This is a genomic window from Streptomyces sp. NPDC020422 (assembly GCF_044386705.1).
GTDB lineage: Bacteria > Actinomycetota > Actinomycetes > Streptomycetales > Streptomycetaceae > Streptomyces.
In genome coordinates this window covers 293,284-311,834 of the sequence record NZ_JBIRVJ010000002.1, presented here as the reverse complement: position 1 = coordinate 311,834, position 18,551 = coordinate 293,284, and the positions used below count along the sequence as shown (strand labels likewise).

General features: G+C 72.0%; 17 protein-coding genes and 2 tRNA genes. 16 read left to right on the top strand and 3 right to left on the bottom strand.

The window, feature by feature from the left end; all coding sequences use genetic code 11:
- Positions 1–100 precede the first annotated feature (100 nt).
- From ACH414_RS05515 to ACH414_RS05505, 3 genes are all read left to right on the top strand, one after another.
- The gene (locus ACH414_RS05515) at positions 101–1,384 is read left to right on the top strand and encodes a glutamate-5-semialdehyde dehydrogenase (RefSeq protein WP_386564209.1); all 1,284 of its coding nucleotides are present in this window, start codon (positions 101–103) and stop codon (positions 1,382–1,384) included.
- 89 nt (positions 1,385–1,473) lie between these two features.
- Positions 1,474–2,049, top strand: coding sequence for a hypothetical protein (locus ACH414_RS05510; RefSeq protein ID WP_398940840.1), 576 nt, complete (start codon positions 1,474–1,476; stop codon positions 2,047–2,049).
- A gap of 89 nt (positions 2,050–2,138) precedes the next feature.
- The gene (locus ACH414_RS05505; RefSeq protein ID WP_382543784.1) at positions 2,139–3,215 is read left to right on the top strand and encodes a hypothetical protein; all 1,077 of its coding nucleotides are present in this window, start codon (positions 2,139–2,141) and stop codon (positions 3,213–3,215) included.
- Here ACH414_RS05505 and ACH414_RS05500 read toward each other — a convergent pair.
- A complete protein-coding gene (locus ACH414_RS05500) occupies positions 3,200–4,366 on the bottom strand; it encodes a M48 family metallopeptidase (protein WP_382543781.1) in 1,167 nt (388 codons plus the stop codon). The genes ACH414_RS05505 and ACH414_RS05500 overlap by 16 nt on opposite strands.
- A 128-nt stretch (positions 4,367–4,494) precedes the next feature.
- Here ACH414_RS05500 and ACH414_RS05495 point away from each other — a divergent pair, with 128 nt between their 5' ends.
- The 7 genes from ACH414_RS05495 (at position 4,495) to ACH414_RS05465 (ending at position 8,777) form a co-directional block, all read left to right on the top strand.
- Positions 4,495–4,725, top strand: a complete 231-nt coding sequence (locus ACH414_RS05495) for a hypothetical protein (RefSeq protein WP_382543889.1) — start codon at positions 4,495–4,497, stop codon at positions 4,723–4,725.
- Positions 4,726–4,808: 83 nt separating this feature from the next.
- Complete coding sequence (locus ACH414_RS05490) at positions 4,809–4,973, top strand: hypothetical protein (RefSeq protein ID WP_046905622.1); 165 nt, start codon at positions 4,809–4,811, stop codon at positions 4,971–4,973.
- Positions 4,974–5,025: 52 nt separating this feature from the next.
- Positions 5,026–5,646, top strand: coding sequence for a nicotinate-nucleotide adenylyltransferase (gene nadD / locus ACH414_RS05485; protein WP_382543778.1), 621 nt, complete (start codon positions 5,026–5,028; stop codon positions 5,644–5,646).
- A 19-nt stretch (positions 5,647–5,665) separates the two neighbouring features.
- The gene (locus ACH414_RS05480; RefSeq protein ID WP_398940839.1) at positions 5,666–7,441 is read left to right on the top strand and encodes an LCP family protein; all 1,776 of its coding nucleotides are present in this window, start codon (positions 5,666–5,668) and stop codon (positions 7,439–7,441) included.
- Between the two features lie 80 nt (positions 7,442–7,521).
- Positions 7,522–7,959, top strand: coding sequence for a ribosome silencing factor (gene rsfS, locus ACH414_RS05475; RefSeq protein ID WP_382543772.1), 438 nt, complete (start codon positions 7,522–7,524; stop codon positions 7,957–7,959).
- Positions 7,956–8,609 carry a histidine phosphatase family protein gene (locus tag ACH414_RS05470; RefSeq protein WP_382543883.1) on the top strand — a complete coding sequence of 218 codons (654 nt, stop codon included), beginning with the start codon at positions 7,956–7,958 and terminating at the stop codon, positions 8,607–8,609. Before rsfS ends, ACH414_RS05470 begins: the two co-directional genes overlap by 4 nt.
- A 95-nt stretch (positions 8,610–8,704) precedes the next feature.
- Positions 8,705–8,777, top strand: a tRNA-Ala gene (locus ACH414_RS05465).
- A gap of 69 nt (positions 8,778–8,846) precedes the next feature.
- On the opposite strand, the gene ACH414_RS05460 is transcribed toward ACH414_RS05465, so the two are convergent.
- Positions 8,847–9,722 (bottom strand): helix-turn-helix transcriptional regulator, encoded by an 876-nt coding sequence (locus ACH414_RS05460; protein WP_386564198.1) that lies wholly within the window; start codon positions 9,720–9,722, stop codon positions 8,847–8,849.
- Between the two features lie 101 nt (positions 9,723–9,823).
- Between ACH414_RS05460 and ACH414_RS05455 the strand changes: the two genes are divergently transcribed.
- Both ACH414_RS05455 and ACH414_RS05450 read left to right on the top strand, forming a co-directional pair.
- The gene (locus ACH414_RS05455; RefSeq protein ID WP_398940838.1) at positions 9,824–11,257 is read left to right on the top strand and encodes an MFS transporter; all 1,434 of its coding nucleotides are present in this window, start codon (positions 9,824–9,826) and stop codon (positions 11,255–11,257) included.
- A 169-nt stretch (positions 11,258–11,426) separates the two neighbouring features.
- Positions 11,427–11,660 carry a hypothetical protein gene (locus tag ACH414_RS05450; RefSeq protein ID WP_040916346.1) on the top strand — a complete coding sequence of 78 codons (234 nt, stop codon included), beginning with the start codon at positions 11,427–11,429 and terminating at the stop codon, positions 11,658–11,660.
- On the opposite strand, the gene ACH414_RS05445 is transcribed toward ACH414_RS05450, so the two are convergent.
- Positions 11,639–12,997: a glycosyltransferase 87 family protein gene (locus ACH414_RS05445; protein ID WP_398940837.1), complete on the bottom strand. Its 1,359-nt coding sequence runs from the start codon at positions 12,995–12,997 to the stop codon at positions 11,639–11,641. The genes ACH414_RS05450 and ACH414_RS05445 overlap by 22 nt on opposite strands.
- A gap of 132 nt (positions 12,998–13,129) precedes the next feature.
- On the opposite strand from ACH414_RS05445, the gene ACH414_RS05440 reads away from it, so the two are divergent.
- The 4 genes from ACH414_RS05440 to ACH414_RS05425 all read left to right on the top strand — a co-directional run bounded on the left by ACH414_RS05440 (position 13,130) and on the right by ACH414_RS05425 (position 18,172).
- Positions 13,130–13,202 (top strand) — tRNA-Ala (locus ACH414_RS05440).
- A 320-nt stretch (positions 13,203–13,522) separates the two neighbouring features.
- Positions 13,523–16,393 (top strand): leucine--tRNA ligase, encoded by a 2,871-nt coding sequence (gene leuS / locus ACH414_RS05435; RefSeq protein ID WP_382543759.1) that lies wholly within the window; start codon positions 13,523–13,525, stop codon positions 16,391–16,393.
- Between the two features lie 117 nt (positions 16,394–16,510).
- Positions 16,511–17,272, top strand: coding sequence for a hypothetical protein (locus tag ACH414_RS05430; protein WP_398940836.1), 762 nt, complete (start codon positions 16,511–16,513; stop codon positions 17,270–17,272).
- A 54-nt stretch (positions 17,273–17,326) separates the two neighbouring features.
- Positions 17,327–18,172, top strand: a complete 846-nt coding sequence (locus ACH414_RS05425; protein ID WP_382543753.1) for a DegV family protein — start codon at positions 17,327–17,329, stop codon at positions 18,170–18,172.
- Positions 18,173–18,551: the final 379 nt, after the last annotated feature.

Below are 18,551 nucleotides of genomic sequence, written 5' to 3'. Positions count from 1 at the left end.
CACCCGCACGCACGGACGTCCGGTCGGGGGACGTCTCGCAGTACGGGACAGGGCGGGGATACGTGAGGGATGTCCGCAGAGGTGCCAGTACCCTGCGGGCATGACCTCGCTCACGCCCTTCGACAACATGTCCCCGGTCGCCCAGGCCGCCTACCGGGCCCGCGCCGCGGCCGCCGAAATCGCGCCACTCCCGCGCGCGGCGAAGGACGACGCCCTGCTCGCCATCGCGGACGCCCTCGAGGTCCGCACCGCCGAGATCGTCGAGGCCAACGCCGAGGACATCGCCCGCGCCCGCGAGGCCGGCACCAGCGAGGCCATCATCGACCGGCTCACCCTCACCCCCGAGCGGGTGCGGGCCATCGCCGAGGACGTCCGGCACGTCGCCGCCCTGCCCGACCCGGTCGGCGAGGTCGTCCGCGGCTCCACCCTGCCCAACGGCATCGACCTGCGCCAGGTCCGCGTCCCGCTCGGCGTCGTCGGCATCATCTACGAGGCCCGGCCCAACGTCACCGTCGACGCCGCTGCCCTCTGCCTGAAGTCCGGCAACGCCGTCCTGCTGCGCGGCTCGTCCTCGGCGTACTCCTCCAACACCGCCCTGGTACGGGTCCTGCGCGACGCCGTCGGGGGTGCGGGACTGCCCGCCGACGCCATCCAGCTCGTGCCCGGCGAGTCCCGCGAGTCGGTACGCGAGCTGATGCGCGCCCGCGGTCTCGTCGACGTCCTGATCCCGCGCGGCGGCGCCTCCCTGATCCGCACGGTCGTCGAGGAGTCCACCGTCCCGGTCATCGAGACCGGCACCGGAAACTGCCACGTCTACGTGGACGCCCAGGCCGACCTCGACATGGCCGTCGAGATCCTGATCAACTCCAAGGCCCACCGGGTCAGCGTCTGCAACGCCGCCGAGACCCTCCTGGTCCACCGGGACATCGCCGACGCCTTCCTGCCGCGCGCCCTGGACGCCCTGGCCGAGGCCGGCGTCACCGTCCACGCCGACGAGCGGGTCCTCGCCCACGCCGAGGGCACCAAGGCCTCCGTCGTCCCGGCCACCCCCGAGGACTGGGAGACCGAGTACCTCTCCTACGACATCGCCGCCGCCGTGGTCGACTCCCTCGACAAGGCCGTCGAGCACATCCGGCTCTGGTCCTCCGGCCACACCGAGGCCATCGTCACCACCTCCCAGGCCGCGGCCCGCCGCTTCACCCAGCTGGTCGACTCGACCACCGTCGCCGTCAACGCCTCCACCCGCTTCACGGACGGCGGACAGTTCGGCTTCGGCGCCGAGATCGGCATCTCCACCCAGAAGCTGCACGCCCGGGGCCCCATGGGCCTTCCGGAGCTCACCTCCACCAAGTACATCGTGACCGGCGACGGTCACGTCCGGTGACCGACGCACCTCTTTCGGACGCATGACCCGGGCAGGGACAGTTCGCGCTCTCCCTGCCCAAAACCCCCTCCCAGGTCTACTCTGAACCCGTGCCGGACGACGTGGGGGGCACGCCGTTCCAGGACGGCGGGGACCCCGAGGACTCTGTCGACCGCGGAGGCGCCGACGAGGATTTCGCCACCGTGGTCTTCGACGAGGACTTCGTACGGGCGGCCGAGATCCACGAGCCCACCGCGGTCGAGCGGCTGCTCGCCGCCGCCCAGGCCCGCGCCGAGGCGGAGGCCGCCCGGGCCCATGCCGTCGCCGGCCTCGCCGACGACGAGCTCTACGACGACGGCTACGACCCCGTCCGCCTCCCCGACGGCTACGACCCGGACACCGCCGACGACGACTTCGGCCCCTACGGCCCCCACGGCGGCGCCCTGCGCCCCTACCGCGGCAGCGCCCGCTGGCACCGGCCGGTCGCCTGGGTGCTGGCCCTGGTGATGGGCGTCGGCATGGTCGCCCTCGCCTTCAGCGCGGTCTACCGCGGAGCCTCCGCCAACCGCCAGGACCGCATCCCGCCGCCGGCCACCAGCGGCGTGGACAAGCCCCGCACCGCGCCCTCCGCCGCCACCGTGCCCAGCGCACCGGCAGCCGTACCCGCCGTACCCGGCACCCCCTGACCTGCCCGCCGGCCCACTCGCCGGCCTTCTTCGGAAGTTGCCGTGCACCTCGGCGTTTACCGAAGCGTCCGCAGACCTACCCTGAAGGTATGGCAGGGCGTGGCGACCCGCCTGAGGGGACCCCCGAGGGGCTCCCCGGCGGTGAGGACGAGTACCGATCCGTCGTCTTCGACGAGGCGTTCGTCCGTGCTGCCCGGCTCCAGGAGTTCTCCGCCCGGGAACGGATGGGGGAGCACGCCCAGGCGGTCAGATCCCGCCCCTCCTGGGAGGGCAGAGGCGGCTCCCGGCAGGCCCTCCTGCTCGTGCTGCTGATCGTGCTGGCCTTCGGCACCGCCGTCTACCTCGGCGTCCGCAACCCCTACCAGCCGCCCGTCGACCAGCGGGCCGAAGCCCTGCGGACCACGGTCGTCCCGCTCGCCCCGCAGTCCGCCGTCACCGGCGGCGAACCCGACCGGCTCTTCGCCCACAGCCCCGTCGCCGAGTACCGCAGCGGCGCCGCCGGGATCAACCTGCCGCTGACCGGCCGCACCCCCCACTTCTCCGAGAGCCAGGTCGTGGCTGCCCTCAGCATCGCCAAGGAGTACCTGGTCGCCTCCTCCCTCGAACCCGACGTCCTGACCGGCGCGACCGTACGCCCGGCCCGCATCCTGATCGACCCGGACCAGCTGGAGCAGTTCGACCAGAGCGTCGAGTCGCCCCGGGACGACGGCCGGCACGCCGTCGCCGCCTGGCTGGTGCGCTTCGACCCCCGCCAGGTCGCCCTCGCCGCCCCCGCCGCCCGCGTCCAGGGCACCCTGCGCGTCCAGGAGATCGGCAGCGACCTCCTGGAGGTCACGGCCGACCACACCTTCACCTACGCCGTCCGCCCCGCCTCCGCGGGCGCCGGCCCGACGGCCCTGGCCTCCCTCTTCACGGTCCACCGCGAGATGCACTTCCGCTTCGACCGGGAGGACCTGCGGATGCACCGGGCGGAGCTGCTCAGCAGCACCGTCCAGGCCGGCCCGCAGTCCTGCGCCGCCGACGGCACCGGCTCGCTGCGCCCGCTGCTCGCGGGCGAGCGCGCCGACCGTGCCCGGCAGGCCGTCGTCGACCCCTACGCCACCGGCCGGCCCACCGCCTCCTCGCTCTGCGGGACGCTCGCCCCGAGCGCTCAGCCCTCGCTCTGACCGCCCCGGTCGCCCCGGTCCGGCCCGTCGCCCCGCCGGCCGCCGTCCGTGCCCCGGCCGCCGCCACCGTCGCCGTTGCCGCCGGCCGCGGTGCCTCCGCCGCTCCCGGCGCCGCCGCCCGCCCCGCCGAACCGGCCGAAGAGCTTCCCGCCCAGGTCCCCCGCGAGGTCCCCGGCGCCGCCGGCTATGTCGGTGACCAGCTTCATCAGCGGATCCTTGCTGCCGCGCACCGTGTCGGCGTAGTGGCGGCCCGACTCACGGAAGGAGTCGGTCACCGAGGTGTCCTTGTCCTCGCTCCGCTTCGGGTAGTGCCCGTCCATGATCCGCTGGTAGTCGCGGGTCTCGGACCACTTCTTCAGCTCGGCCGCCCGCACGGTCGTGAAGGGGTGCGAGCGCGGCAGCACGTTCAGGATCTTGAGCACGGAGTCGCGCAGGTCGCCGCCCTTCTCGTACTCGTCGGCCTGGGCGAGGAAGGCGTCCACGTTCATCTCGTGGAGGTGGTTGCCGCCCGCTATCTTCATCAGGCCCCGCATCGAGGCCTGCAGGTCCTGTCCCACGAGCAGCCCCGCCCGGTCGGCGGAGAGCTCCGACTTGCGGAACCACTCGCGCAGCGCCGTCACGATCGCCATGATCGCCATGTTGCCCAGCGGGATCCAGGCGATCTTGATGGCCAGGCTGGTGAGGAAGAGCAGGATCGTCCGGTACACGGCGTGGCCCGACAGCGCGTGGCCCACCTCATGCCCGACGACGGCCCGCATCTCCTCCTCGTCGAGCAGCTCCACCAGGCCGGTGGTGACGACGATGATCGGCTCGTCCAGGCCGATGCACATCGCGTTCGGCTTGGGGTCCTGCGTGACGTACATCGGCGGGACCTTGTCCAGGTCCAGGATGTAACACGCGTCCCTCAGCATGTCGTTGAGGTGGGAGAACTGGGCGTCGCTCACCCGCACGGAGTCGGAGAGGAACAGCAGCCGCAGGCTGCGCTCGGGCAGCAGCCCGCTCAGTGCCTTGAAGACGGTGTCGAAGCCGCTCAGCTTGCGCAGCGCGACCAGCGCCGAGCGGTCCGCCGGGTGCTCGTAGGCCCGCGAGGAGATGCCGGCGAAGCGCTTGCGCTGCCGCCCCGGAAGGTTCCCCTGCTGGTTCTCGGTCATGGATGCCCCCTGTTCGTACGAGTCGGTGCTCGTCCCCCTGACGCAACCCAGACTAGGCGAGGGGGCTACCGTGTGCCGGAGCCTGTGGATAACTCGGGCACTGTGGACAATCGAGGAGCACGACCGCCATGACGGACCACGCGACCACCGCCGTCACCACCCTGCTCGCCGCGACGCAGCAGCAGGGACCGGGCGACACCCTCCGCATCGTGCTGCTCGTCTCGATCGTCGGCGGCGCCCTGCTGGCCTGGTTCCTGCTGCGGGGATACGGCGACAAGGGCGGACAGGAGGGGATCGCCGAGGACACCCCCGCCCAGGGCACCCCCGCCGAAAAGGGTGCCGGTGACGCCAACGCCTGAGTCGGCGTGAGCGCTCCGCGACGCGCCGCATACGATGTGCGCGAAGTCTCCGCTCCCATCCCCGATCGAAGGTCCTGCCGAAGATGAGCCTCCACGCCACCGCCGCCAACCTGGTCACGCTCGCGAACGAGGGTGCCGAGCACGGCGGCAACCACGAAAGCCTCAGCCCGTACGTCACGGGTGGCGGCGCGCTCCTCGCGCTGCTGCTTCTGCTCTGGATCACCACCCGCTTCAACCGCGACCGCTGAGCGAGAGGCCGCTGAACCGGCGCCCGCCGCCGTGCCAGTAGGCTCTGCACGCATGGGAGAGCAGGAAGTGCCTACTGGCGGCCGCGGCAAGCGCCGACTCGGCGTGATGGGCGGAACGTTCGATCCGATCCATCACGGACACCTGGTGGCCGCCAGCGAGGTGGCCGCCCTGTTCCACCTCGACGAGGTGGTGTTCGTGCCGACCGGGCAGCCGTGGCAGAAGAGCCACAAGGCCGTCTCGGCGGCCGAGGACCGCTATCTGATGACGGTCATCGCGACCGCCTCCAACCCGCAGTTCTCCGTCAGCCGCATCGACATCGACCGCGGCGGGGCGACGTACACCATCGACACGCTGCGGGACCTGCGCTCCCTCAACAGCGACTCGGACCTCTTCTTCATCACCGGCGCCGACGCGCTGTCGCAGATCCTCACCTGGCGCGACGCCGAGGAGCTGTTCGCGCTCGCCCACTTCATCGGCGTCACCCGCCCGGGCCACGACCTCACCGACGACGGCCTGCCCAAGGGCGGGGTCTCGCTGGTCGAGGTCCCCGCGCTCGCCATCTCCTCCACCGACTGCCGGGCGAGGGTCGCACAGGGCGACCCGGTCTGGTATTTGGTCCCGGACGGCGTGGTGCGCTACATCGACAAGCGCCAGTTGTACCGCGGCGAGTGAGCCTCGGGGAGGGGCACCGGTGAACGACCAGCAGAACCCGTACGACCCGTACTACCCGCAGCCGCAGATCATCGGCTACGACGAGTACGGGCAGCCGGTGTACCAGCAGCAGGTCCCGCAGCAGCACTACGACCCGTACGCCCAGCAGCAGCCGCAGGGCGGGCAGCAGCACTACGGCTACGAGGGCTACGACGCCTACGGGCAGCCGCTCCGGCAGCAGCCCGCGCAGCCACAGCAGCAGCCGGCCCAGCAGACGCCGTACGACCCCTACGACCCCTACGCCCAGCAGGCCCCGCAGAGCCCGTACGACTACCAGCAGTACGACACGGGCCAGCAGTACGACACGGGCCAGCAGGGCCACGTCGTCCCGCCGGACCAGGCCGTGCAGCCGGACCGGACCGGGCAGCAGTGGGCCGTCCGGACCGAGGCCGCCCCCGTCGTGCCGCCGCCCGCCGCCGCCCCGCAGACCCCGCCCGCCGCCCCGTCGGCCGCCGTGCCCGGGCAGCGTCCGGCGCCGGAGGACGACGGGCGCGCCTACCGCACCGAGCAGTTCTCGTTCATCGAGGAGCCCGACGAGGACTCCGAGGACGTCATCGACTGGCTCGCGTTCACCGAGAGCCGCTCCGAGCGGCGCGAGGAGGCCCGGCGCCGCGGCCGCAACCGGGTCGTGGCCCTCGTCGTGGTCCTCGTGCTCGCCGCGGTCGGCGGCGTCGGCTACCTGTGGTCGGCCGGAAAGCTCCCCGGCCTGTCCGGCGAGGAGCAGAAGCAGAACACCGCCACCGGTCCGCAGCAGCGCGACACGATCGTCGTCCACCTGCACAACACCACGGGCGGCGGCACGTCCACCGCCCTTCTGGTCGACAACACCACCACCAAGCAGGGCACCACCGTCCTGCTGCCCAACTCGCTCGCCGTCGCCGACGACGAGGGCTCCACCACCACGCTCGCCAAGTCCGTCGAGGACGACGGCTCCAGCGGCACCCGCGAGGCCATCGGCAACCTCCTCGGCACGAAGATCACCGGCACCTGGCGGATCGACACCCCGTACCTCGAGAACCTCGTCGAGCTCGTCAGCAACATCGACATCACCACCGACACCGAGGTGCCCGGCGCCAAGCCCGGCGCCGAACCGCTGGTCAAGAAGGGCGAGAACCAGACCCTCAACGGCCGCGCCGCCGTCGCCTACGCCACCTACCGGGCGCCCGGCGAGTCGGAGATCAAGCAGCTCCAGCGCTTCGGCCAGGTGATGTACGGGGTGCTGCGGAAGATCTCCGACGACCCCAAGGCCGCCACGGTCACCGTCGAGACCCTCGCCCAGATCCTCGACCCGTCCCTGCCGGAGAAGGACCTCGGCGCCTCCCTGGCCAAGCTGGCCGAGCACGCCAAGGTCGGCGACTACAAGACGGCCGTCCTGCCGGTCGAGCCCGACGGCTCGCTCAGCGAGGCCGCCGGCGACAGCGTGGTCAAGGACATCCTCGGCGGCAAGGTGAGCGCTCCCGAGCAGGGCGCGGCGACCCGGGTCGCGATCCGTGACGCCACCGGCGAGGACGCCACCGAGGCGGCCCGCGTGGTCCTGATCAACGGCGGCTACGCCGTGGTCGGCGGCACCAAGGCCGGCAGCCAGGAGAAGTCGCAGGTCGTCTACGGCGACGACGCCCAGAAGCCGGCCGCGGCCGAGGTCGCGAAGACCCTGGGGCTGCCCGCCGGATCCGTCACCAAGGGCAAGCCCTCCGGAAACGCCGAGGTCACCGTCGTGCTGGGCGAGGACTACAAGATCCCCGGAGCCAAGCGGTGACCTTCCGTTAATCCTTTTCGGGCCCGTCGGCGGTACATGAGACCCTTGAGGTGTCTCAGACCGCCGACGAAAGCCTGCTTGTGACCGCCACGGACCGCTCCATCGAGCTCGTCAACCTCGCCGCCCAGGCGGCGGCCGACCGACTCGCGCACGACATCATCGCGTACGACGTCAGCGATGTGCTGTCGATCACCGACGCCTTCCTGCTCGCCTCCGCCCCCAACGACCGCCAGGTCAAGTCGATCGTCGACGAGATCGAGGAGCGGCTGAACAAGGAGCTCGGCGCCAAGCCGGTGCGCCGGGAGGGCGACCGCGACGCCCGCTGGATCCTGCTCGACTACGTCGACATCGTCGTCCACGTCCAGCACAGCGAGGAGCGCGTCTTCTACGCGCTCGAGCGGCTCTGGAAGGACTGCCCCGAGCTGCCGCTCCCCGAGGACGCCGTCAAGACCCGCGGCAAGGCCGAGGAGCACGCCCGCCTCATGGGCACCGACGGGGCGGACGGTGAGCTGAGCTGAGCATCGGCAAGGGTGGCACCGGCCGCCGTATCGTCCTGTGGCGCCACGGCCAGACCTCCTGGAACCTGGAGCGCCGATTCCAGGGGTCCACGGACATCGAGCTGACCGAGACCGGCGTCGCCCAGGCGCGCCGGGCCGCCCGGCTGCTCGCTGCCCTGGAGCCCGACGCCATCGTCGCCTCCGACCTGAAGCGGGCGGCGGCCACGGCCGCCGAGCTCTCCGCGATCACCGGTCACGCCGTCGCCCATGACTCCGGCCTGCGCGAGACGTACGCGGGGGAGTGGCAGGGGCTGACCCACGACGAGATCACCGCGCGTTACGGCGAGCAGTACGCCGCCTGGAAGCGCGGCGAGCCGGTGCGCCGCGGTGGCGGCGAGCTGGAGACCGAGGTGGCCGACCGGGCCGCCCCGGTGGTCCTGGAGCACGCCGACAAGCTGCCCGTCGACGGCACGCTCGTCGTCGTCAGCCACGGCGGCACCATCCGCACCACCATCGGCCGGCTCCTCGGCCTGGAGGCCCGGCACTGGGAGAGCCTTGGCGGGCTCTCGAACTGCTGCTGGTCCGTCCTCGGCGAGGGCGCGCGCGGCTGGCGCCTGCTCGAGCACAACGCCGGCACCCTGCCGGAGCCGGTGCTCGGCGACGACGACTGAGCCCGGCCCGGGCCCCGCAGACCCCGGATTTCACTTTCCGGCCGGTCACAGGCTAGAGTTCTTCTTGTTCGCAGCGCGGAGCGCGAAGAACACGAGGGGCTATAGCTCAGTTGGTAGAGCACTTGCATGGCATGCAAGGGGTCAGGAGTTCAAATCTCCTTAGCTCCACAGTCACCGAATCCCGTCCCCATCAGGGGGCGGGATTCGTCGTTTTCCGCCCCCCCGGCTTCCGCCGTGTCACCTCCCCGCGCCGAGCGCCGTGATGGCCTCGCGGCTCGCCTCGTCGTTGGGCGTGTACGTGACGATCCGGCACTCCGGCATCCCGTTGATCGAGAGCGACACCGAGGTCATCCGTATCTCGCCCACCGCGTCATGGCGGAAGGTCTTCACCCGGGTCCCCGGCGGCATGACATCGCCGCTGCGCCACAGCTCCGCGAAGTACGGGCTGGCCTGCGACAGACGCCGGACGAGCTCCTCCCAGGCGGGCTCGCCGACATGGCGCCCGTACGAGCCGCGCAGCTGGGCCACCATCAGGGGCAGCTCCAGCCGCTTGTCGACCACCGGGCACTTCGGCTCGGGCACCGTGAAGAGGGTCCACAGCACGTTGCGTATCCCGAGCGGGCCGGTCTCCGGAGCGCCCGGCTCGGAGGCGAACAGCAGGTCGTACGTCGCGTTGGTCGCCAGCACGTCGTACCGCGCGTTGTAGACCACGGCCGGGTGGGGCACCAGGGCGTCCAGGATGCCCTGGATCTCCGGGCTGACCCCCGCCGCCTCCTCGCCGTCCGTCTCGGGCTCGTACGGCACCTCCGCGAGGTGGTACAGATGCTCGCGCTCCGGGCGGTCCAGGCGCAGGGTGCGGGCCACCGCGTCGAGCACCTGGGCCGAGGCGTTGATCGGCCGGCCCTGCTCCAGCCAGGTGTACCAGGTCACCCCCACGCCGGACAGCTGGGCGACCTCCTCGCGGCGCAGCCCCGGAGTGCGCCGCCGCAGTCCCGGGGGCATCCCGACGTCCGCCGGTGTCACCCGGGCCCGGCGGGCCCGCAGGAAGGCGGCGAGCTCCGGTCTGCGGCGCTGCTGGCCCGTGGATGCCGTCGGTGCTGTCACGGTCGTCACACCCCCATGGTCGAGTCCCCGTGCCGCCGTTGCCAGGTGCTGTCAGTACCAGCATCGGCGGGCTCTCGTTACCCGTATCGGACCGCCGTCACGCTCCTCGTATGACGACGACCACAACACGTCCCGTACTCAGTAAAGACGGTGGCACCGACAATCGCCGCCGCCCGCTGCTCGCCGTCGTGCTCGCCGCCCAGTTCATGGCGCTGCTCGACGTCTTCATCGTCAACGTCGCCGCTCCCACCATCCGCCTCGAACTCTCCGCCTCCGGCGCCGGACTCCAGCTGGTCGTCGCCGGATACGCGATCGCCTACGCCGTGTTGCTCATCACCGGTGCCCGGCTCGGCGACCTGGTCGGCCACCGGCGCATGTACCTGGCCGGCCTCGCCCTGTTCACCGCCGCCTCGCTCGCCTGCGGACTGGCCGCCGGCACCGGGCAGTTGATCGCGTTCCGGATCGTGCAGGGCGCCGGATCGGCGCTGATGATCCCTCAGGTGCTCAGCCTCATCCAGCGCAACTTCACCGGGGAGGGCCGGGTGCGCGCGCTCGGCGCCTACTCGGCCGTCCTCGCCACCGGAGCCGCGGCCGGACAGGTCGCCGGCGGCATCCTGGTCAGCGCCGATCTGTTCGGCACCGGCTGGCGGCCGGTCTTCCTGGTCAACGTGCCCATCGGCCTCGTCCTGCTCGTCCTCGGCGCCAAGGTGCTGCCCCGCGACGCCCGCACCGAGCCCGAGCGGGCCCGCCCCCTCGACCTGCCCGGTCTGCTGCTGCTCGCCGCGGCCGTGTCCCTGCTCACCGTCCCGCTGGTCCTCGGACAGGAGGCGGACTGGCCGCTGTGGACCTGGCTCTCGCTGGGCTGCTCCGCGCTGTTCTTCGCCGCCTTCGGCACGTACGAGGCCCGGCTCGCCCGGCGCGGCGGGGACCCGCTCATCGCCCCGCGCGTGCTGCGCGTTCCCGGCATCGGACGGGCCGTCCTGCGGATCGCCGCGGTCATGGGCGTCAACGCGGGCTTCCTGTTCACCCTCACCCTGCACCTCCAGGGGGCACTCGGGCACAGCGCCCTGCGGGCCGGTCTCACCTTCGGGCCCACCGCCGCCGTCTTCGGGCTCGTCGGCCTCACCTGGCGGCGCTGGCCGGTCTCCTGGCAGCGCTTCCTGGTCCCGGTGGGCTTCCTGCTGACGGCCGCGGCCTCGCTCGCGGTGGCCGGCGTCCTGCGGGACGGCGGCGACGGCGGCTGGGCGCTCTATCCGGTGCTGTGCGTCATGGGCGTCGGCCTCGCCCTCGCCTTCAGCCCCGCCCTCACCGGCGCCCTGGCGACCGTGCGCCCGCAGGACGCGGCCGACGCCAGCGGGCTGCTCGCCACCGTCACGCAACTCGGCCAGCTGATCGGCGTCGCCGCCTTCGGCACCCTCTACCTGGGCGGGATCAGCGCGCCGGGGGCGCGCGCGTCGGCCGACGCGCTCTGGGTATGCGCCCTCGCGCTCGCCGCGACGGCGCTCGTGGGCGCCGCCACGGGGCTCGTCCGGCGAGGGCGCTGACCCCCTTGCGGGGCCATGGCAGAATCGGACCGCCGGAGGGGGACGTGGGTCCGGACGGGAGGGAGCGCGCATGGCCGTGGACGGTGCCGAGGGGACCGGAGCCGATGCCGTCGCGGAGCCGGGTGTGTCCCAGGTGTGTACGCCCCACCGTCACAGCCGGAGCTGAGCGATGGGTGCACACAGGCGGAAGTGCGACTGGTGCGGCAGCGGTACGCCGATCGTCCGGGACATGGACCCGATCAACCCCGAGTACCAGTACTGGTGCGAGGAGTGCGCGCGGGCGCTGATCATAAAAGGCGACCCGATCGAGACCTACCGCGAGCTCGAGGGGGAGCCGATCTACGGCCGGCTCCTCGACGAGCACTGCACCCTCAAGCGGTTCTACTCCTTCGCGACGGCCTGAGCCGAGGACCGGTCCGGGCCCTGCACCGCGGCCTGCCCCGAAGCCCGCCCCGCCGCCTGCGCAGCCCGGCGGGCCGGAGGCACCGAGACGCCCGCCGCGGCCGGACCCGCCTCGATGGCCGCACGGCGCCGACGCGCGAGCAGGTATCCGGCGAACACCGCCGTCGCCGTCAGCGGATAGACCGCCGAGAGCAGCATCTGGCCCGCGTTCTGCTCCAGTTCGGGGCGCCCCGGGTCGTGCGGCACCCACCACAGCGCGAACGAGGCGAAGGCCAGCGCCACGACTCCCGTCGCCGGCCAGAGGCGCCCGGTCCGGTCGTACAGCAGGATCAGCAGGGGCACGCACCACACCCAGTGGTGGGACCAGGAGATCGGGCTGATCATCAGCGCCGTGAACGCGGTGACGACCACGGCCACCGCCTTGTCGCCCCGTACGGCTGCCCGGACCGCGACCAGCATCGCCGCCCCGCCCAGGAGAGCGGCCGCGGCCACCCACCACAGACCCGGCGCGTCCGTGTGCATCAGCCGGGCCAGGACGCCGCTGATGGACTGGTTGGCGGTCTCCTCGGCATGGCCGACCCGGCCGGTCTCGAACAGGGTCCGGGTCCAGAACGTCCTGGAGTCGGCGGGCAGCGCCACCGCCATCGCGAGCGTCGTCGCGAGGAAGACCCCGGTCGCCGTCAGCGCCGTACGCAGCCACTGGTTCATGCCCCGGTCGCGGCGCCACAGCAGCAGCCCCGCGACGAGCAGCAGGACAACGAAGAGCCCTGGAGTGAGCTTCACCGCAGTGGCGAGCCCGATGCCCAGGCCGGCCCATCGGTGGCCCGCGCGGCGTGTCAGATCCCACAGCACCGCCACCGCGACGAGCAGGTTGATCTGGCCGTACCGCAGCGTCGTCCACACCGGCTCGCACCAGACCACGATCGCGGCGACCCACAGTGTCGTACGCCACAGATCGGCGCGGGACCCCGCGCGCGACAGCGCCGGACGCACCAGCTGGAGCGACAGCTGGACCAGCGCCACCACCAGGAGGAGGTTCCCCGCGGTCGTGAGCGTCCGCATCAGCGGCACGCCCACCAGGGTCAGCGGCAGGAAGAGCAGCGCCGCGAACGGGGGATAGGTCATGGCGAGGTTCGCCGACGTGGCCCGCATCGCGTACAGGTCGCCACCGGCCCGCAGCGTCTCGCCCTCGGCCCGGTAGACCATCACGTCGAGCATGTTCACGTGGGCGAGGCGCTGGGCCACCCAGAAGGCCGCGAACGAGAGCAGACAGACGGCCGCGGCGGTGGCGAGAGGCCATCGGCGGGCGGGGGATCGGGCAAGCACGGGGTCGGTCACAGGGGGCGACCCTACCCGCAGCGCTCGGGCCTCCCGGGAACCGATTTGGTGATCCGGCGAGGAGCCGGTTAATGTTCTGTCTGTCGCCGCGAGGGAAACGGAAACGGAAACCGAAGCGGGGATGAACGACAAGGGGCTATAGCTCAGTTGGTAGAGCACTTGCATGGCATGCAAGGGGTCAGGAGTTCAAATCTCCTTAGCTCCACAGAAGAGAAGCGGGTCATCCGGATCGGATGGCCCGCTTCTTCTTTTGCTGCTGTCTTTCGCGTCCCCCCCCCCGCACGCGCCTCGCCCGTGTTTCCCGTGGCGCCGCTCCTTGGAACGTCGATGCGGCCCGCGCGGGCCCTGCGGTACCCTGGCGCCATGCGTGCCGTACGCCTTCTGCTTAGCGAGCCGCGCTGATCAGTCCCGACGGATGAAGATCCGGTCGGCATCGGCGCGGCGCCCCCTCCTGTGCGAGGGGTTTTTTCGTTTCGTGGCAGTTGCTGGCAGTGGGCAGAGACGATCGATGGAGCTTCAAGGATCATGACCGAGATCAACACGGCTGCCGAGACGGCGGCCCAGCATCGCTACACGGCGGCCATGGCCGCCGACATCGAGGCACGCTGGCAGGACGCCTGGGACGCCGAGGGCACCTACGAGGCCCCGAACCCCACCGGCGACCTGGCCGGGGACGCGGCCGTGGTGGCCCGCCCCAAGAAGTTCATCATGGACATGTTCCCGTACCCCTCGGGCGCGGGCCTGCACGTCGGCCACCCCCTGGGTTACATCGCGACCGACGTCTTCGCCCGCCACGCGCGCATGACCGGGCACAACGTCCTGCACACCCTGGGCTTCGACGCATTCGGCCTGCCGGCCGAGCAGTACGCCGTGCAGACCGGCACGCACCCGCGCGTGTCGACCGAGGCCAACATGGAGAACATGAAGGTCCAGCTGCGCCGGCTGGGCCTGGGCCACGACAAGCGCCGGTCGTTCGCCACGATCGACCCGGAGTACTACCGCTGGACCCAGTGGATCTTCCTGCAGATCTTCAACTCCTGGTACGACGCCGAGGCCGAGAAGGCCCGTCCGATCGCCGAGCTGGTCGAGCAGTTCGAGAACGGCACCCGCGAGGTCCCCGGCGGCCGCGACTGGAACGCCCTGAGCGCCGTCGAGCGGGCCGACGTCCTGGGCGAGTACCGCCTGGCCTACGCCTCCGACGCGCCGGTCAACTGGTGCCCCGGCCTGGGCACCGTCCTGGCCAACGAGGAGGTCACCGCCGACGGGCGTTCCGAGCGCGGCAACTTCCCCGTCTTCAAGGCCAAGCTGCGCCAGTGGAACATGCGCATCACCGCCTACGCGGACCGCCTGCTGGACGACCTGGACGCCCTGGACTGGCCCGAGGCCATCAAGCTGCAGCAGCGCAACTGGATCGGACGCTCCGAGGGCGCCCGCGTCGACTTCCAGGTCGGTGACACCGGAGCCATCACCGTCTTCACCACCCGCCAGGACACCCTGTTCGGCGCCACCTACATGGTGCTGGCCCCCGAGCACGAGCTGGTCGAGAAGATCGTCCCGGCCGCCTGGCCCGAGGGCACCCACGAGGTGTGGACCGGCGGCCACGCCACCCCGGCCGAGGCCGTCGACGCCTACCGCAAGCAGGCCGCCGCCAAGTCCGACGTCGAGCGCCAGGCCGAGGCCAAGGAGAAGACCGGCGTCTTCACCGGCGCGTACGCGACCAACCCGGTCAGCGGCGAGCGGATCCCCGTCTTCATCGCCGACTACGTCCTGATGGGCTACGGCACCGGCGCCATCATGGCCGTCCCGGCGCACGACGCCCGCGACTTCGCCTTCGCGCGCGCCTTCGAGCTGCCGATGCGCTGCGTCGTGCAGCCCTCGGACGACCGCGGCACCGACCCGTCCACGTGGGAGGACGCCTTCTCCTCGTACGAGGCGAAGCTGGTCAACTCCGCCAACGAGGACGTGGACCTGAACGGCCTGGGCGTCGTCGAGGCCAAGGAGAAGATCACCGCCTGGCTGGCCGACCGCGGCATCGGCGAGGGCACCGTCAACTTCCGGCTGCGCGACTGGCTGTTCAGCCGCCAGCGCTACTGGGGCGAGCCCTTCCCGATCGTCTACGACGAGGACGGCGTCGCCCACCCGCTGCCCGAGTCCATGCTGCCGCTGGAGCTGCCGGAGGTCGAGGACTACTCGCCGCGCACCTTCGACCCGGACGACGCGGACACCCAGCCGGAGACCCCGCTGTCGCGCAACGAGGACTGGGTCCACGTCACCCTGGACCTGGGCGACGGCGCCGGTCCGAAGAAGTACCGCCGCGAGACCAACACCATGCCCAACTGGGCCGGTTCCTGCTGGTACGAGCTGCGCTACCTGGACCCGCACAACGACGAGAAGCTGGTCGACCCGGCCGTCGAGCAGTACTGGATGGGCCCGCGCGAGGGCATGCCGACCGGTGGCGTCGACCTGTACGTCGGCGGCGCCGAGCACGCCGTGCTGCACCTGCTGTACGCCCGCTTCTGGTCCAAGATCCTGTTCGACCTGGGCCACGTCTCCTCGGCCGAGCCGTTCCACAAGCTGTACAACCAGGGCATGATCCAGGCCTTCGTCTACCGGGACTCCCGCGGCATCGCCGTCCCGGCCGCCGAGGTCGAGGAGCGTGACGGCGCGTTCTGGTACGAGGGCGAGAAGGTCAGCCGCGTCCTGGGCAAGATGGGCAAGTCCCTGAAGAACGCGGTGACCCCCGACGAGATCTGCGTCGAGTACGGTGCCGACACCCTGCGCCTGTACGAGATGGCCATGGGCCCCCTGGACGTCTCCCGCCCCTGGGACACCCGCGCCGTCGTCGGCCAGTACCGGCTGCTGCAGCGCCTGTGGCGCAACATCGTCGACGAGTCGACCGGTGAGGCCACCGTCGTCGACACGCCCGCCGACGAGGACACCCTGCGCGCCCTGCACAAGGCCATCGACGGGGTTTCCCAGGACATGGCCGCGATGCGCTTCAACACCGCCATCGCGAAGATCACCGAGCTGAACAACCACCTGACCAAGTCGGGTGGCGCGCTGTCCCGCCCGGTCGCCGAGCAGCTGGTGCTGCTGGTCGCCCCGCTGGCCCCGCACATCGCCGAGGAGCTGTGGCACCGCCTGGGCCACACCGACTCGGTCGTCCACCAGGACTTCCCGGTCGCCGACCCGGCCTACGTGGTCGACGAGACCGTGACCTGCGTCGTGCAGATCAAGGGCAAGGTCAAGGCCCGCCTGGAGGTCTCCCCGTCGATCACCGACGCGGAGCTGGAGGCGCTGGCGCTGGGCGACGCGAACGTGGTCGCCGCGCTGGGCGGTGCCGAGATCCGCAAGGTGATCGTCCGCGCGCCGAAGCTGGTCAACATCGTCGCCTGATGCTCGACGTCCCCTAGGGGGACGGTGGGGGCAGGTTGGGGGTTCCGTTGGAACCGTCGGCCTGCCCCTTCCGTTTACCGTGGAAGAACCACAACCGAGGCCGGAGGGGCGAGGCACATGGAAGCCGCGATCACGATCATGGCGCTGCTCTTCGTCGCCTTCGTGGCGCTCGGGGTCTACGCCACGGTGAAGGTGGCGAAGGCGGCCAAGCGCGGGGTCGACCGCACGATCGACCAGGCCAGGCGCACGGTCGAGGACACCACCCTGCGGGCCAAGAGCTTCGGGCAGACCGGCGTGGCCGGCGAGCTGGCGCAGCTGCGGCTCTCGCTGCGGACCTCGATGCGGGCCACCCAGGAAGCGCTGCACGCCGGCGTCGCCGAGGACGCCTCCCTCAAGGAGTCCCTCGACCTGTTCCACCGCCTGGGCGCGCACGGGCGGGAGCTGGACGAGGACCTCAGGCGGCTCGAACGCGAGCCGGACAAGATGCGCGTCCGTTCGCAGCTGGCGGAGCTCCGCCGGCGCACCGAGCAGATCACCCACTCCGCCGACTCGTTGCGCTGGGCGGCCCGGGACCGGGCCCACCGGTTCGCGCAGGACGACCTGTCCTCGCTGAGCGCGCAGATCGACATGGAGGCGGGCGCCCTGCGCCACTGGACCGGTGCCGACCCCCAGGGCACGGGCGTCGCGGGGCAGGAGCCCGGCGCGGCCGGCTCGGCACGGCCCGAGGCGGGTGCTCCGGCGGCGGGCGCCGACCGGGGGCAGACCCGGGCGGGCGCGGGATCCGCGGCGGCGGAGCAGCCGCATTCGATCACCGGTGCCGACCCCGTGCGGACGCCCTATCCGTGGGAGAAGGCCGCGCGGCCGGAGACCACCACCTGAGCGCCACGGGGGCCGGGCTGCCGAGCCCCGGCCCCTGCGGGTAACCTCCCGCTCATGTCCCGGCATGTCGCGATCGTCACCGATTCCACGGCCTATCTGTCACCCCGGACGATGGAGCGGCACGCCATCACCTCCGTCCCGCTCACCGTCGTCATCGGCGACCGTGCGCTGGAGGAGGGCACCGAGATCTCGGCCCGCTCGCTCGCGGAGGCGCTGCAGAAGAGGCGCGCGGTGACCACCTCGCGGCCCGGCCCCGAGGTCTTCGCCGCGGCCTATCGCGCGGCGGCCGAGGCGGGGGCCCGCGGCATCGTCTCGCTGCATCTGTCCGCCGAGTTCTCCGGTACCTACGACGCCGCCGTGGTGGCCGCCAAGGACGCCCCCGTGCCGGTACGGGTCGTCGACACCCGGATGGTGGGGATGGCGCTCGGCTTCTGCGCCCTGGCCGCCGCCGAGGTGGCCGACGCGGGCGGCTCGCTCGACGAGGCCGCCGCGGCCGCCGAGAAGCGTGCCGAGGCGACCTCGGCCTTCTTCTACGTCGACACCCTCGACTATCTGCGCCGGGGCGGGCGCATCGGGGCGGCTCAGGCGCTGCTCGGGTCCGCGCTGGCCGTGAAGCCGCTGCTCGAGCTGGACGGCGGCAGGATCGAGCTGCGGGAGAAGGTGCGCACGGCCTCGAAGGCGATCGCGCGACTGGAGGAGATCGCGGTCGAGCGGGCCGGCGCCGGGCCCGTCGACATCGCCGTCCACCATCTCTCCGCACCGGACCGGGCCGCGGCGCTGGCCGAGCGGCTGCGCGGCCGACTGCCGGGCATCGAGGAGCTTCAGGTCACCGAGGTTGGGGCGGTGATCGGCGCGCACACGGGGCCGGGGCTGCTCGCGGTGGTCGTCTCGCCGCGCTGACGGGTCGCGGTATCCCCCGTCAGGGTGGTGGAGTTTTCCACAACCTGGCGGTCATCCACCGGAATTGAGGCCTTTCGGCGCGATGTGTGGAATCCGCCTACCGTCTCGTTCATGACTCTTCGCACAGACATCGCAACGGCCCGCCGCCGCACCCGCGCCGGACTCACCAGCGGCCCCGGCCGGTCTCCGGGCTCGGACGGGAGGGACAGGCGGCGGACCCGGGCGCGGCACGCGGCCGGACGGGTTCCGACAGCGGTACGTCACCGGGGCGACGCGCTGTTCCCGGCGGCGGCGCCATCGGGCGCGCCCACCCCGCCGCTCCTGCCGCCACCACCGGCTCCGCCTCCGGAACCGGCTCCGCGACCTCCGCAGCCTCCGC